16 protein-coding genes are annotated in these 14493 nt (G+C 44.1%); 10 read left to right on the top strand and 6 right to left on the bottom strand.

Annotated features, from left to right (window positions below; all coding sequences use genetic code 11):
• Together PGL01S_RS31160 and PGL01S_RS29885 are read left to right on the top strand one after the other, a co-directional pair.
• The coding region (locus PGL01S_RS31160; protein ID WP_218032389.1) for a hypothetical protein at positions 1–221 on the top strand (221 nt) is incomplete at its 5' end.
• A 186-nt stretch (positions 222–407) separates the two neighbouring features.
• Positions 408–1046, top strand: a complete 639-nt coding sequence (locus PGL01S_RS29885) for a cell wall hydrolase (protein WP_127499272.1) — start codon at positions 408–410, stop codon at positions 1044–1046.
• A 54-nt stretch (positions 1047–1100) separates the two neighbouring features.
• On the opposite strand, the gene PGL01S_RS29890 is transcribed toward PGL01S_RS29885, so the two are convergent.
• The 3 genes from PGL01S_RS29890 to PGL01S_RS29900 form a co-directional block, all read right to left on the bottom strand.
• A complete protein-coding gene (locus PGL01S_RS29890; RefSeq protein ID WP_127499274.1) occupies positions 1101–2447 on the bottom strand; it encodes an Nramp family divalent metal transporter in 1347 nt (448 codons plus the stop codon).
• A gap of 256 nt (positions 2448–2703) precedes the next feature.
• Positions 2704–2910, bottom strand: a complete 207-nt coding sequence (locus tag PGL01S_RS29895; RefSeq protein ID WP_127499276.1) for a hypothetical protein — start codon at positions 2908–2910, stop codon at positions 2704–2706.
• A 67-nt stretch (positions 2911–2977) separates the two neighbouring features.
• A complete protein-coding gene (locus tag PGL01S_RS29900) occupies positions 2978–4141 on the bottom strand; it encodes a copper amine oxidase N-terminal domain-containing protein (protein ID WP_127499278.1) in 1164 nt (387 codons plus the stop codon).
• A gap of 266 nt (positions 4142–4407) precedes the next feature.
• On the opposite strand from PGL01S_RS29900, the gene sigK (PGL01S_RS29905) reads away from it, so the two are divergent.
• Positions 4408–5106 carry an RNA polymerase sporulation sigma factor SigK gene (sigK, locus tag PGL01S_RS29905; RefSeq protein ID WP_015845870.1) on the top strand — a complete coding sequence of 233 codons (699 nt, stop codon included), beginning with the start codon at positions 4408–4410 and terminating at the stop codon, positions 5104–5106.
• Between the two features lie 896 nt (positions 5107–6002).
• On the opposite strand, the gene PGL01S_RS29910 is transcribed toward sigK (PGL01S_RS29905), so the two are convergent.
• Complete coding sequence (locus PGL01S_RS29910; protein WP_174806623.1) at positions 6003–6257, bottom strand: hypothetical protein; 255 nt, start codon at positions 6255–6257, stop codon at positions 6003–6005.
• 166 nt (positions 6258–6423) lie between these two features.
• Between PGL01S_RS29910 and PGL01S_RS29915 the strand changes: the two genes are divergently transcribed.
• The 6 genes from PGL01S_RS29915 to PGL01S_RS29940 all read left to right on the top strand — a co-directional run bounded on the left by PGL01S_RS29915 (position 6424) and on the right by PGL01S_RS29940 (position 11671).
• Positions 6424–7002 carry a TetR/AcrR family transcriptional regulator gene (locus tag PGL01S_RS29915; protein WP_127499280.1) on the top strand — a complete coding sequence of 193 codons (579 nt, stop codon included), beginning with the start codon at positions 6424–6426 and terminating at the stop codon, positions 7000–7002.
• A 359-nt stretch (positions 7003–7361) separates the two neighbouring features.
• A complete protein-coding gene (locus tag PGL01S_RS29920; protein WP_127499282.1) occupies positions 7362–8063 on the top strand; it encodes an SDR family oxidoreductase in 702 nt (233 codons plus the stop codon).
• Entirely contained in the window at positions 8060–8845 is a 786-nt protein-coding gene (locus tag PGL01S_RS29925; RefSeq protein ID WP_127499284.1) for an SDR family NAD(P)-dependent oxidoreductase, read from the top strand. Before PGL01S_RS29920 ends, PGL01S_RS29925 begins: the two co-directional genes overlap by 4 nt.
• Positions 8846–8907: 62 nt before the next feature.
• Positions 8908–9990, top strand: coding sequence for an alkene reductase (locus PGL01S_RS29930; RefSeq protein WP_127499286.1), 1083 nt, complete (start codon positions 8908–8910; stop codon positions 9988–9990).
• 111 nt (positions 9991–10101) lie between these two features.
• Positions 10102–11100: an NADP-dependent oxidoreductase gene (locus PGL01S_RS29935; protein ID WP_127499288.1), complete on the top strand. Its 999-nt coding sequence runs from the start codon at positions 10102–10104 to the stop codon at positions 11098–11100.
• 127 nt (positions 11101–11227) lie between these two features.
• A complete protein-coding gene (locus PGL01S_RS29940) occupies positions 11228–11671 on the top strand; it encodes a type 1 periplasmic-binding domain-containing protein (protein WP_174806624.1) in 444 nt (147 codons plus the stop codon).
• 168 nt (positions 11672–11839) lie between these two features.
• Here the strand turns inward: PGL01S_RS29940 and PGL01S_RS29945 are convergent, their stop codons facing one another.
• Complete coding sequence (locus PGL01S_RS29945) at positions 11840–12385, bottom strand: PadR family transcriptional regulator (protein ID WP_127499290.1); 546 nt, start codon at positions 12383–12385, stop codon at positions 11840–11842.
• Entirely contained in the window at positions 12382–13224 is an 843-nt protein-coding gene (locus PGL01S_RS29950; protein WP_127499292.1) for a sialate O-acetylesterase, read from the bottom strand. The genes PGL01S_RS29945 and PGL01S_RS29950 overlap by 4 nt, the downstream gene beginning before the upstream one ends.
• A gap of 202 nt (positions 13225–13426) precedes the next feature.
• Between PGL01S_RS29950 and sigK (PGL01S_RS29955) the strand changes: the two genes are divergently transcribed.
• Positions 13427–13975 (top strand): RNA polymerase sporulation sigma factor SigK, encoded by a 549-nt coding sequence (gene sigK, locus PGL01S_RS29955; RefSeq protein WP_127499294.1) that lies wholly within the window; start codon positions 13427–13429, stop codon positions 13973–13975.
• Positions 13976–14493 lie beyond the last annotated feature (518 nt).

The following is a 14493-nucleotide window of genomic DNA, read 5'->3' on the forward strand; positions in this document are numbered from 1 at the left end:
AAGATACCCCACAAAGTGAAGCAAACGCTTCGGAGTTAAATCCGAGTACTTTGCGGGGGCCCCGGTGTGAAACCGGAAAACTTAAGGAATTCAAACTTTCGCATCCAGTTTTGAAGGCGCAAGCCATATACATAGGAAAGCCTGCCGATTATCGGCAGGCTTTTTTTGTTTTTTACAGTTTGTTATATGTAAACATTTGTATGGATTATCACCCACTATAACCTCAATAATATTGCGAATATATATGTAGTAATGAGTTGGTTGCCAATAATTATTATGAATTCTGAGAGTTATATTAGAACTAATTAGAAAATTCTATGAAAACCTTTTATTCAGGATAGTTATGGTAAACTCAGAAAACGCGAGTCTAAAGACAAGCAAGCATACATACTGGAGGGATCGCATACATGAAACGAAAGCTTGGCACAATCGTCTTATCGATGCTGATAGCATCTATCCTCTGCCTGCCTTTGGAGGCGTCAGCCGCATCGTTAAAAGTAGGCAGCAAAGGGACAGAGGTTAAGGATTTGCAAGAGAGACTTTATATGTTGGATTATTATAAAGGAAATATTACGAGTAGTTTTGGCGCTTCCACGAAGTCTGCCGTGGCAGCCTTTCAGAAGGGCGCGGGTCTGAAGTCCGACGGCGTAGCCGGCTCCATTACGCTGCACGCTTTGCACAAAGTAACGGTGGATCGTTCTGACCTATCCCGTATGGCGAGGGTTGTTAATGCGGAGGCAGGTGGCGAGAGCTACAAAGGCAAGATTGCCGTAGCGGCTGTTATATTGAACCGGGCAAAAACAAGCGGTTTTCCTAGTACAATCCGAGGGGTAATTTTTGCACCAAGCGCCTTTAGCGTAGTTAGCAACGGACAGTTCTGGAAGATGCCGACAGTCAGCGCATTGGACGCTGCCAAGGATGCCGCAAAGCGGATTGATCCTACGCATGGAGCTTTGTATTTCTACAATCCCAAAATTACGAACTCCCAGTGGATGAAGTCACGCCCGGTAACCGTGAAGATCGGGAACCATGTCTTTACCAAGTAACGATTGAATAAAAGAAGCCTGCCTTTACGAAATCGTAAACGGCAGGCTTTCTTTTTAACCAAAGAAGGTTTTGTAGAGCAGGAAGACGTTAAGGACGATAATAACAGCTGCCACGAACCAAGCGAGTATTTTCATCCATAACGGGTTAACGAATTTGCCCATTTTCTTTTTGTCGCTGGTGAACTGAATGAGCGGAACGACGGCAAAGGACAATTGGAACGACAGAATTATCTGACTAAGAATCAAGAGCTGTGCCGTACCGCTTTCACCGGATATCGCGGTAACAATGACGGCCGGAATGATTGCAATTAGCCTTGTGACTAGGCGGCGCAGCCAAGGCTTCATTCGGATGTTCAGGAAGCCCTCCATGACGATCTGACCGGCAAGCGTGCCTGTGAGCGTTGAATTCTGCCCGGAAGCCAGGAGCGCTACACCAAATAGTATGGAACCAACTGCCGTACCAAGTAGTGGAGTCAGCAGGTCATACGCCTGGCTGATTTCGGCCACCTCGGTCATACCTGCTTTGTGGAAGGTAGCTGCCGAGATAATCAAGATAGCCGCGTTTATAAATAAAGCAAAGAATAAGGCGATCGACGAATCCCATGTCGCATATTTAATGGCTTGCCGCTTGCCAAGCTCGGTCTGCTCGTAACGTCTGGTTTGCACGATGGACGAATGCAGATACAAATTATGCGGCATAACGGTAGCGCCAAGGATACCGATGGCAATATACAACATCATTGGGTTAGTGACAATATGGTGGCTTGGAATTAATCCTGCGAACAATGCAGGCGCATCCGGTTTCGCCAGAAAAATCTCGGTAATAAAGCAAGCGCCTATTGTAAAAATTAGAACAATAACAAGTCTTTCGATATACTTGAAGCCTTTATTCTGCAGAAGCAATACAATAAAGACGTCTAATACAGTTACTACTACCCCGTAAATCAGCGGTATGCCGAATAATAAATTCAGCGCAATCGCTGAGCCGATAACCTCGGCCAAATCGCAAGCTGCGATCGCCAGCTCGCATAGCAGCCATAACGTAAAGACAACCGGCTTGCTGTAGTGATCCCGGCAGGCCTGCGCAAGGTCTCTCCCTGTTACGATACCCAATTTCCCTGCCAATGCCTGCAGCAGGATGGCCATCAGGTTGGAGATCAGAATAACCGAGAGCAGCGTGTAACCAAACATGGCGCCTCCGGCTATATCCGTTGCCCAGTTCCCCGGGTCCATGTAACCTACGGCCACCAGGTAGCCAGGTCCGGAAAAGGCCAATAACTTCTTCAACCAAGAGCCTTTGGTTGGTACGCGGAGCGAGCGGTGTACTTCTGGCAACGATGGCTGCGTACCTTGTGTTCGCCAAGCTTCATCTTGCGACTGCGTAACGGATGTCTCCATCATGAAAATCACCTCTTGTCTTTTCCTTAGCTAATATTGTTGCACTAGTGCAACATTTCTGTCTAAAAAAACCACATACTTAGGAGTATGCAGGGCAGATTTTATTGTTTCTTAATTTTATTGTACTCGTGCAACTTTTTTTGTCAATGACAACTTTCGCGCCTGGAAGATGGAATTACCACAAAGTATGGATTTGTTCCGCGTTTGGTGAAGAGAAAATGCAAAGGGTCGTTCTTCTGAAAGAACAACCCTTTATTCCTTAGTCTTCATTATGATCGTCGCGATGTTCATGGTGCCCGTCGAAAGTATGCTGGACATTCTCCATAAATTCTTCGACGGCTTCGCTAACCATGTCGAGCGGACCGGAGTCCTCATGATCCTTGGGCGTATTGATTCCGGCTACCGTATTGGATGTTTCGTTATAGAACTCATCGTATTCATCATTATGCTTGTCGCGTCTGCTCATGAATCAACAACCTCCTCGGCTAACATTCCAAGTCTTAAGGTAGTTTACCCAATCTAAACGAAATGAATCAGGCCTTCCATGAGCTTCCATCCGAAAACTTCACTGCCGTGATTTTGATATGCTTCGCTTGCGTGGTTAAATCGTACAAGTACAGATCCCAAGTGTCTGTTTGGGACTGGCCTGACTTGATGTAATTTCCTTGCGAGATCCCCTTGAATAGATTGCTTCCGGCCCAATTGACGGACCTGTCAAAATCATCGTATAACCGCAGGTTCATTTCGTAGGCTATGACTGTCTTTGTTGTGAGATTTTTAACGGTTAGATTAACCTCAGGGTAGCCAAGAACGTCATATGAAATCGTTGCATTCGTTACTTTAAGCGGGACATTGTTATTTGCCTTCAGCTCGTTTTTTAAATCAGTTTCTGCTGAACCTTTGTTTGCTTGAATGATGGGAGCCACTTTTGACAAATAACTCTGAGAGTAATAATACGACCTTACTTTGCTGTAATTGCTGTTCATTAGAACGTTATTATCATAATCCTCAAGACTCTTCACCACACTACCGATGTACACATAGTTGTTCAGGTACGTCGTATTGCCGACTTCCATATTGTTGGTATTGTATTTCTTTGTGCTCTTTGCTTCGAACCCAATGACGTTGGACAAGTAATCAATATCTTGAATTTCTCCGGACGCTGGGTTATAGAAGAAATCTACGATCTTCAAATCAAGATAGCTTTTATTATTTAAGTTGCGGGCATAATCGCCGGAAATTAGAATTGGCAAATCACCGAAAGTGTACATCGTTGCTTTATTGGCGTTTGATAGGGATATCGTGCTTCCGTTAATTGAAACAGTAGCGCCTAGGCTATCCGTGATGAAGCGCAATGGTGCCATTGTTGTTCCGTTAATGGCCTTAATCGGTTCATCCAAGATGACGGTAATACCATTGACATTAGCTATTTTGCTTCCGGCCTTCATTTTCATAACAATGCCTTTTTTGCTTGCTTTAATCGTATCTCCGGGTTCTAATTCAACGGTTAACCCCATCTTTTTAAGTACGACCGTAACGGGAATGAAGGTAGTGCTATTTACAATAACCGGTGCTTGCGATAAAGATAATTTCTGTCCGTCTACCCAAATCTGAGAATAAGATTGAGCGGATGCCAGATTAGGGAGTTGAAAAGCCAGCATACAAATCATCAGTAAAAGTGCGATTTTTTTTAACATAATTGTCTCCTTTATGTATTAGTTCTCAAGACCTAATGGATAATTCTATCACCCAATCTCAAAATAAATCAAGTAATTTATGGAAAGTAAATTATTTTCGTGTTTTATGAAAGAAGTAAGAAGAGGATGGTTATGGTTTAAAAAATGATTACCCGATACTGTACATGCACACTTAGGCCTATGCCCACATACAATGTAGAACTGACGTATTAAGGAGCCGAAAGTTTCGTACGGAGTCTTTCCATTACAGCATGGGGGTGTACAGTATGGGGTTGTTTGCAGCTATAGCGCTATTCATTAAGCAGTTATCACTGCTTGTATCTTATGTGAAAAATAATGCTTTCCCGCAGCCGCTGCATGAAGAGGAAGAGATGAAGCATCTGCAATTGATGGCCGAAGGCAACGCACATTCGCGCAACTTACTTATTGAACATAACCTGCGTTTGGTCGCCCATATAGTCAAAAAATTCGATAACACAGGGGAAGATCTCGAGGATCTGATCTCGATCGGAACGATCGGCTTGATTAAAGCGATCGAAAGCTTTCAGACCGGTAAAGGAACGAAGCTGGCGACATTCGCTGCTCGTTGTATTGAGAATGAAATACTTATGCACTTACGTTCTTTAAAGAAAACACGCAAGGACGTCTCTCTGCATGATCCAATTGGTACGGACAAAGAGGGGAATGAGATTACGCTGATCGATATTCTTGGCACCGAGGCTGATGATGTCGTGGACCGGGTGCAGTTGAAGATTGAGAAAAGCAAGATCTACCGCAATCTCGACATTCTTGATGAGCGCGAGCAAGAGGTGATTCGCGGCCGGTTCGGCCTGGATCATGGTGGAGATGAGCGGACACAGCGGGAGATTGCGAAGGAGCTGGGCATTAGTCGGAGTTATGTGTCGAGGATCGAGAAGAGAGCGCTGATGAAACTGTATCATGAGTTTTATAAGGCGAAGAAGTGATACTGATTGTTTGCAACCATTCACTGGAGACATGAGGTCAGGAGTTCGTTCCTGCTGCTCCAATATAATAGACACACTTAAAACCCTTGTGTATCAAGGGTTTCTTTTTATTTTTTTGGAAGAAGCTAGTCGTTATGCAACAAACTCATTCGCATCTTATTCGGCATATTGAAAAAGGGACATGAGTTCAGTGAAGACAAAATGATGCAGCGATATCCCTCGATGTGTAGAATTACGCAAGCAGCTTTGATTGCATCTTATTCAACGGATTTTAGCTCGTTTGGTGTAATACTCATGCAACGCTCGGAAGGCTGCATTCTTAGCGACTAACGTACTTTTCCAACTAGCATGACCTAAGCCAAGACGATAGGTAACAAGAAGCACGGATGAACCTACGGACGAAGATCCTGCCGGGCAGCGTATATCTGACCTCCACCTCATGGACAGGTTGAATGAAGGAATGTGGGAGCGTAGACTACTTTACCACAACATCCACTTTTTAAAGCGAGTGGTCTAAGTGGAGGTCTTTTTGCACTTCAATTGCCCCACAAATTTCTTCTTCTACAACTTCGTTCCAGTGAAATGTTGATTGTTGAAGCCTTAACTTCGGTCAAAATCTAAGAAAACGTGAGTATTTAAGAGAAAAGCTATTCTCCATAGAGGCAGTTTAACACAACAATATTCTGGAGCAGCAGCCTTAGATTCAGGTTATTTAACGACCCCGGTTTGCAAAGGCTTTCAAGATCGAAACTTTCGCAGTATGTGTGTCCGCAACAGTAAGAATTGCCCTACCGAACTACGGATGGACGGAGCATCTTAGAATTAGCAAAAGAAACCCGGAGTCTCATAAAAGACTTAGGCTTCTCGTCAACCTGAGTAGCCTTAAGGACTACTTTTTATTTCCCAATATTAAACCAACCGGGCATTGCTTGAATTACATTCCAGAGTTTTTCTGGAATATTAAGCTGGTCGAGTTTTGAAACTTTCAACTCAGAATCTATCTCGGCTTCACGACCATTTGCGACCTTTTCAACCCAAGTAGGATCCATAATTAACGCATGTCCAATGGCAACTAGCGGCAATCCTATTTCCGCAGCTTGAAGAGCATCATCCGGTGTTAGTATTACAAACGCAAGGAAATTTTGATCCAAATGCGGCTGACAATGTGAACTGGGGTGCCGATGATGCTTGGAGATCGCATGCGATATCTTTGCAAAGACGCCTTTAGTGGAAATATTATGTCATTCAAAAAAGAACATGAAGATTCTTTACTGATCGTTCTCAATATGTTATATTACTTGAGGGAGGGAGATGGGAATGGCGAGAAGCAAGGAGTTTGAAGAGAAAGAGGTCTTGGACAAGGCGATGCGGCTCTTTTGGGAGCAGGGGTACGAGAAAACGTCCATGACCGAGTTGGTTGAGCATATGGGCATTCATCGAAGAAGCTTGTATGATACTTTTGGCGATAAGCACAAACTGTTCCTAAAAGCGATGGACCGGTTTGACGACAAAATCAGCGCCACGCTTGTAAGTGGGGTTAAACGATCCAAGACCGCATCGGAGGCATTACAGTTTATTTTTAGCTTCATGATCGACGGGGATGAGGACTCGCCAGCCGGCTGCTTAATGGTGAATTCGGCCGTAGAATTGGCGGCGCGCGACGTCGAGGTGGACAACAAGGCCACGAAAGCATTCACGACATCAGAGCAATTGCTCAAGGAGATTATTCTTTGGGGACAGCGTGAAGGTGAATTCACCTCCACATACAATGCTGAGGAATTGGCGGAATACCTGCATAATGTATGGATTGGGTTAAGGGTAATGGCAAGAACTTCGGCTTCCAAAGAAAAGCTTCACCGTATTACTCATATTTCGATGAAACTTTTGGAAGAATGAGTGTAGTCAGTTCAGATGTGAAAAGTCTTCCTTCTGCTAATCCATGCTCTTTCAGATCGATTTATTATATGCCTATTTTAGAATGAACATTCCCAAAAATATTCGCAGAAAGAAGCTCTAAAGCTTTGCTTTACAATGAAGTTTATCAGTGCAGTTAACATAACAAACAACACAACACACAAAAAACAACCCTATAAGGCTTGCAGTTTTTTTTTTGCGAAATTGGGAATGATCGTTCTCAATAAGGGCGGATATCGAGCAATACTCACTTACCGTATCTACTACGTATCAAAACGCAGACCGAATAGCTTCAAAAAAACAATTTCATAAACAAAATACAATAAAAGGAGCACATGAACATGAATATTTCTCAACAAGTTGCATTTGTCACTGGCGCGAACCGAGGTTTTGGTCGCCATCTCGCTCTTGAACTTCTATCCAGAGGAGTTAAGGTGTATGCCGGAGCCAGAAATCCGGAGTCCATTGACATTCCCGGTGTAATTCCTGTAAAGCTTGATATTACGAACCCTCAAGAGGTAGCGGCAGCTGCTATGGCCGCTCAAGATGTTACGCTTCTGATCAACAATGCAGGCTCGGCTACAGGAGCTACTTTGCTTGACGGTGATCTCGATCAAATACAGTTGGAATTTAATACGCACTTCTTCGGCACATTATCCATGATTCGCAATTTCGCACCAATTCTTATTAATAATGGTGGGGGATCCATACTGAATATCCTTTCCGCATTATCGTGGTTTAGTATTGGCGGGAGTGAAGGCGCATATTCGGCTGCAAAGGCGGCTGAGTGGGCAATGACGAACGAGTTACGCTTAAATCTGTATCCTCAAAATGTGAGAGTAGCTGGCTTGCATGTGGGCTTTATGGATACAGACATGACATCAGGCGTTGAAGCTCCGAAGTCCAACCCTGCTGATATAGCAAAAATTGCAATTGATGGAATAGAGTCCGATAGCTTTGAAATTCTTGCTGATGAACCGAGCCGTCAACTCCAGCGTGCTCTCGCCGGCGGTGTAGCTGCTATTTACCCACAGCTTAAATGATGAACAAAACTGTGCTAATTACCGGAGCGTCGGGCGGAATTGGAAAAGAGCTGGCGGAACGTTTCGCCAAAGACGGATATGACTTGGTACTGGTCGCACGCAGCGAGGACAAGCTCGTGGTTCTCGCGAGGGAATATCGGGAAAAATACCGTGTCCAAACGACATACATCGCCAAAGATGTTGCGTTACCTGACGTGGCAGAGGAAGTCTACAGGGAGCTTAAAGAAAAAGGGATCACCGTAGACTTTCTTGTTAATAATGCGGGCTTCGGCTTGTACGGGGAATTCTTGGAGACACAACTGGAGCAAGAGATGAATATGATCGACATTAATATCAAGGCTCTGACTGTAATGACGAAGGTGTTCTTACCGGATATGGTCAAAAGGCACCAAGGGGGCGTGCTGAATGTGGCTTCGTTGGTGGCTTTTTTTCCTGGACCATTGATGGCAGTTTACTACGCGACAAAAGCGTACGTACTATCGTTCACTGAGGCTTTGGAGAATGAGCTGCGCGGCACGGGTGTGACTGTGTCCGCGCTCTGTCCGGGAGCGACAGCGACTGGCTTTGTCGATCGTGCTGGGCTAGCCACCTCAAAGCTGTTTAGAAGCGGCGTCATGGAGGTTGGGCAGGTGGCTGATATAGGATATCGCGAATTCTTGCGGGGCAAGACTTTAATCATAACAGGGGGGCGCAACAAGTTCATGGCGTTCTTGCCGCGGTTGCTGCCTCGCAAGCTCATGACAAATGCGGTCGGATCCGCACAGGCTAAAGTGGAGCGATAATCGAAAAAAACATTGGAGTTAATAAAATAAACTCAGTTCAAGTTCAAAGAGGGGGTTTTAAAATGGAAAAACTGTGGAGCAAAACGAAAATTGGCAACCTGGAATTACCCCATCGGTTAGCGATGGCACCAATGACACGCAGTAGAGCGCTAGAGGATGGTACGCCGGGAGAGCTAACTTCACATTATTATGCTCAAAGAGCATCGATGGGTTTAATTATTACTGAAGGCACACAACCTTCTGATGATGGTCAAGGTTACTTAAGGTCACCGGGCATCTATACGGAAAAGCATATTGAAGGTTGGAAAAGGGTAACGGATGCGGTACATGAAGCAGGTGGATTTTTATTTATCCAATTAATGCATGTCGGCCGTGTTTCGCACCCCGACAATACAACACATCATCGTCAACCCGTTGCACCATCTGCGATCGCACCCGGTGTAGAAATGTTTACGGCTAAAGGGATGCAGGAAATACCCGTTCCAAGAGAGTTAAGTGAAGAAGATATCCAGAAGACAATTGCAGACTTCCGGAAAGCAGCAGCGGCAGCTATTAAAGCAGGAGCTGACGGCGTTGAAATTCACGGAGCCAATGGTTATCTGATTAATCAATTTATTGGGGAGAATTCTAATACACGATCGGATAAATACGGTGGATCGATAGAGAACCGTGCTCGCTTTGCCATTGAAGTAACGAAAGCAATCGTTGAAGAAATTGGAGCAGAACGAACAGGTTTCCGTATTTCGCCGGGAACACCTCTTAACGGAATTGATGAGGGCGAACACGGCCCTGAAGTTTATCTTCACCTTGTAAAAGAATTAGCTCAATATAATTTAGCTTACCTCCATGTTATGCATTTAGGGAACGAAACACTGCTCCGTGAAATTCGCAACATCTGGCCGAATCCTTTATTAGTCAATAGAGCTGGACGGTCTCTAGATGATCTTAGTGTAGATATTGATAATGGCCTTGCTGATATGGCGCCAGTCGGGGTATGGTCTTTAGCCAATCCAGACTTAGTTGAACGTCTTAAAGAAGGCTTTCCTTTGAATGAAGCAGATCGTAATACATTGTACTCTGGCAACGGAAGTAAGGGTTATACAGATTATCCTACGATGAAAGAACTTCAATCTCAACAACAGTAAAGAACAACATGGATATTGCTATATGATGGCGTACAACTTAAAGTACGCCATCAATTTTTCCAATAAACGAATGTGGAATTAAGATAAACGAGAAAAGGAGAAGATGAAGAATTGAAAGCTGCACAAATGAAAAAATATTCAAAACAAATCCAAGTAGAAATAAACAATATAAACATACCGGAAATCAATAACCATGAGGTTCTTATCAAAGTAAAAGCTGCAGGTGTAAATCCCTTAGACATCCTTATTTTAAATGGTAGTATTCGCTTGATTGCCGATTATGATTTCCCTATAACTTTAGGAAATGAACTATCCGGCGTTATTGAGGCTGTTGGAAAAGATGTTGTGAAATTCAAGGTTGGAGATCCCGTTTATACGAGGCTACCAATAAATAAAATCGGAGCTTTTGCTGAATATGCGGCAGTTCATGAGGATGCGATTTCCGTTATGCCTAAAAATCTTTCTTTTATTGAGGCCGCCGCGGTACCCCTCACGGCTTTGACTGCATATCAAGCCTTGCATGATGTACTTCATGTTCAGCCCGATAAAAAGCTATTTATTCCTGGAGGAACCGGCGGCTTGGGTACGATGGCAATCCCGATTGCCAAATCGATGGGGTTATATGTGATTACGAGCGGCAGTGAAAGAGGTAGATCACGTATACTGTCCATCGGCGCTGATCAATTCATTAACTATAAAGAGGAAAATTATTTTGATTTGCTATCTAATATTGATTATGTTATCGATACATTAGGGGCAAAAGAAATCAAAACGGAACTTGCTATTCTCAAACCCCAAGGGAAATTGGTATCATTGAGGGCTTTACCCAATTACCGCTTTGCTGTTGAAAATAAATTTCCGGTATGGAAAAAGCTACTGTTTGGTTTAGTAGGTGCTCGTTTAGATCGATTAGCAGTTAAACAGAATAAAGAATATCGCTTCTTATTCGTGTCCGCCAATGGCGTGCAATTACAAAAACTGACGAAACTAGTTGAGGATGAAGATATTAAGCCCGCTATAGATTCAGTTTATAATATTGATGACATTAACAAGGCTTTAATTAAAGTTTCTACTGGCCACTCCGAAGGAAAAGTTATTGTAACCTTTTAAGGAGAGGATATATGAATTTTGGAAATACGTTCGAAAGGTTCGTTGGCATAACACCGGATTCACGCTTCGTAGCATTTGGCTGATAACGCTATCGGCGAACTATAGCTTAATTAAGAGGGACTGTCGCATGATGACGATCCAGCCTTTCAAGCGCAAGCATATCCATAGAATAAAGGAAATATGCGACAGTGGAATGTACCAAGGCGTGATTCTAACAGGCATTTCCTCAGAGGACCAACGTTATCTCGAAGACAATCCGCTAAGCGTACCGACCGTGCTGTTTAATCGCAAGAGCAGCACCTATAGCTTCGTCCATGTCGATACTTACGAGATCGGCCGCAAATCGGCTGAATTATTTGCGATGCGCGGGCACAAGAAGGTCGGCACGATTGTGCCTGACCATCTTGTGAGGTCGGAGAACAATTTGCGCTTCAAGGGATTCGTCGAATCGTGCGCTAAGTATGGGCTCGAACCCAAGAGCTTTAACGCAGATCATTGTTCGCTTCGTTTTTTAATGGTACATGAATGGCTAACCCAAGAAATTCGTCGACAACACGAGCGAAAACCTTGATAATTTAATCGGCATCGGAACTTTGAGCTTGATCAAAAGAAAACGAAAGCTTCTAGCCGAACAAAAGCACGAAACTGGCAACGTTCGCATCCCGTTGTGGAGAACGAGAACAAATGACCGACACTAGTGATAAGGAGATTGCCATCAAACGGGGCCTTCGCAATATAATCAGCCTATGGGGAGCTGCGCCTCTATTTCTGCTTTTAATTGTTCAAACCACTCTAAGTTAACTAAGTGATGTGAACGGGAATTTTCGTTCATACGGCGGAAGTAATCGATTGTGCCGGAAAGCTCTTGTGTGTTGGATAAGTATTCATCAAGGAGGGCGATTCGGGTATTAGTCTGGTCGATTTGCGATTGGATCAGTTCCAGCAATTTGTTTTTGTCGTATTCATCGGCAAAGAGCAGCGCCCCATAAAATTGCAGGATCACATATTCCGAGTTGGTGCCGTATTTGACCATTAATTTTTCGAATTCAGCCATTCCCGATCTGGTGATTTTAAAGTTCCGAATTTCGCGCCCACTGGTTGAAGGTTTCAGCTGAATCTGTTCAATCCAACCTTTTTCTTCGAGTTGCTGCAGATTGTAATAAAACGAGCCTTTCGTAAAGTTTACAATGTATTTGTAATGGCGTTTTTCCATTAAGGCCAGTAATTCGTAGCCGTGAGCGCCGGGGTTTTGGATGAGCAAGCCAAGGATGAGTAAGGGGATCAAGGCTGCATCACCTTCATCATCTGCGCCTCGAATTCTGCGTACGTGATTTTGCCCGAAGCCAAATCCATGCTATGAAGGTAAATTCGTTCTGTTTTCGAATAGTCGCGCTCCACTTTCAGTGATTGCTCCTCCCCCGGGATGGGTTCCAGGACATGACACTTTTTCGAAAAAGCCTCGAAATAGCGGTAGCCGAATTTGCGTTGCGAAACCGCGTCTAAATGAATGCCATCAGGATTCGCGGTCAAATCTGCCGCTGTTACAAAATAACAATTTTGTTGTTCGTTGGCGAAGTGCTGCAATTGTTCATTGACCTGTCGATACTCTGTCGCGTGCTGTCCAAAACCGGTCTTCCCAAGGAAATCACCAAGTCCGCCAATGATTAACGGCACCTCATTAAGATTCAATTCGTTTCTTAGGGTCTCGATTATAAGGGTTAATTTCTCGTAATAACTTTCATGTAGCGAACGATAACTATCGCTCTCACCCTGGTGCCATAGGATTCCGCAGATTTGACTGGATCGCAGGGCGAAGCGGGCTTCGGTCAAAGCATGCTGAAAAAGGATTCCTTCCGGATGCCAGTCATTCAAAGAACTGCCACCTTCCGCACAAGGAATCAAACCAATTTCCTCATCGGGATTGGCTTTTGCCCAGGCATCGGCAAAAGATGCCGCCAGGCTTACACCGGATACTGGACGGTCGTAATTAATCGGCTCTGTCATCATCTGCCACTGTCCATTACGCAGCATTTTTATTTTTTCATGACAGATAGGATCGACTTCATGCAAAAATCCACGGCCCGCCATATTCGACTGACCCAACATTAAAAATGACTTGATCATGTAGTCTTCACTCCTTTACATCCCTAATATAGTCTATTTAGACTAAGATATTATATAGTCTGATTAGACTATAGTCAAATGACTCCAATCAATAAGCAACAAATCCAGCGAAGAAAGTGTTCGGAAACGAATAGATTTAACACAGAATGGAAATAGCGAATTAACTGCCAGTGTATCTGGCGATTCAAAATGGTTCCATGTCATCGATTTTGAGTCAGTACTTACATCTTTTCGTGTTCACATTGTCAAAAAATTCGATAACACGGGGGAAGATCTAGAGGATCTGATCTCGATCGGAACGATCGGATTGATTAAAGCGATCGAGAGCTTTCAGACCGGCAAAGGAACGAAGCTGGCGACATTCGCTGCTCGTTGTATTGAGAATGAAATACTTATGCATTTGCGTTCGCTGAAGAAAACGCGCAAGGACGTATCCTTGCATGACCCGATAGGTACGGACAAAGAGGGGAACGAGATTACGCTGATCGACATCCTCGGCACGGAAGCCGATGATGTCGTGGACCGGGTGCAGTTGAAGATTGAGAAAAGCAAGATCTACCGCAATCTCGATATTCTCGATGAACGGGAGCAGGAGGTGATCCGCGGCCGTTTCGGCCTGGATCATGGCGGGGATGAGCGGACACAGCGGGAGATTGCGAAGGAGCTGGGCATTAGCCGGAGCTATGTATCGCGGATTGAGAAGAGGGCGCTGATGAAGCTGTACCATGAGTTTTATAAGGCGAAGAAGTGATACTGATTGTTTGAACCATCACTAGCAGATGAGGTTAGGGGGGCGATCCCCATTGGTTCCACCATAATAAATACACTCAAAACCCTTGTGTATCAAGGGTTTTCTTTGTTTTTGGGAAAGATGATCATTTGTAGTAAAGTACCTGTTATTACTGCTTGGGGACGGATGGGGGACCAAAATTTCAGAATAATTTCAGGAGGTCTTTAATTATGTTTTTATTTCAGTTAGGAGCTATGTTAACAATTAACAAGGACAGCACAAGTTAGCTGTCCTTGAGTATGTTTTTTCTCCAGGTAGAGTCAACGATACTTGTAAACATGTCGAATTAGCGCGGAAGTGGAGTGAGCAACCACACCTGAAATTTTTAATGACGAGGAAGACTGTTTAGCTTAAGTATTTACGGTGGCGACAATAACTGCGCAAATCAAGCAATCGAGGACGACACTTTTTTGGAGGATTTAATGGATGCCCAGGATGGATGTCCGACAGATTTGATTAAAGGCAAAAAGACAGCCAAA

The organism is Paenibacillus glycanilyticus NBRC 16618 (assembly GCF_004000805.1).
GTDB lineage: Bacteria > Bacillota > Bacilli > Paenibacillales > Paenibacillaceae > Pristimantibacillus > Pristimantibacillus glycanilyticus.

What these genes read in the sequence shown, in the direction of transcription:
- PGL01S_RS29885 (WP_127499272.1), top strand. Translation starts at nt 408, where the DNA reads ATGAAACGAAAGCTTGGCACAATCGTCTTATCGATGCTGATAGCATCT.
- PGL01S_RS29890 (WP_127499274.1), bottom strand. Translation starts at nt 2,447, where the DNA reads ATGATGGAGACATCCGTTACGCAGTCGCAAGATGAAGCTTGGCGAACA.
- PGL01S_RS29895 (WP_127499276.1), bottom strand. Translation starts at nt 2,910, where the DNA reads ATGAGCAGACGCGACAAGCATAATGATGAATACGATGAGTTCTATAAC.
- PGL01S_RS29900 (WP_127499278.1), bottom strand. Translation starts at nt 4,141, where the DNA reads ATGTTAAAAAAAATCGCACTTTTACTGATGATTTGTATGCTGGCTTTT.
- sigK (WP_015845870.1), top strand. Translation starts at nt 4,408, where the DNA reads ATGGGGTTGTTTGCAGCTATAGCGCTATTCATTAAGCAGTTATCACTG.
- PGL01S_RS29915 (WP_127499280.1), top strand. Translation starts at nt 6,424, where the DNA reads ATGGCGAGAAGCAAGGAGTTTGAAGAGAAAGAGGTCTTGGACAAGGCG.
- PGL01S_RS29920 (WP_127499282.1), top strand. Translation starts at nt 7,362, where the DNA reads ATGAATATTTCTCAACAAGTTGCATTTGTCACTGGCGCGAACCGAGGT.
- PGL01S_RS29925 (WP_127499284.1), top strand. Translation starts at nt 8,060, where the DNA reads ATGATGAACAAAACTGTGCTAATTACCGGAGCGTCGGGCGGAATTGGA.
- PGL01S_RS29930 (WP_127499286.1), top strand. Translation starts at nt 8,908, where the DNA reads ATGGAAAAACTGTGGAGCAAAACGAAAATTGGCAACCTGGAATTACCC.
- PGL01S_RS29940 (WP_174806624.1), top strand. Translation starts at nt 11,228, where the DNA reads ATGATGACGATCCAGCCTTTCAAGCGCAAGCATATCCATAGAATAAAG.
- PGL01S_RS29950 (WP_127499292.1), bottom strand. Translation starts at nt 13,224, where the DNA reads ATGATCAAGTCATTTTTAATGTTGGGTCAGTCGAATATGGCGGGCCGT.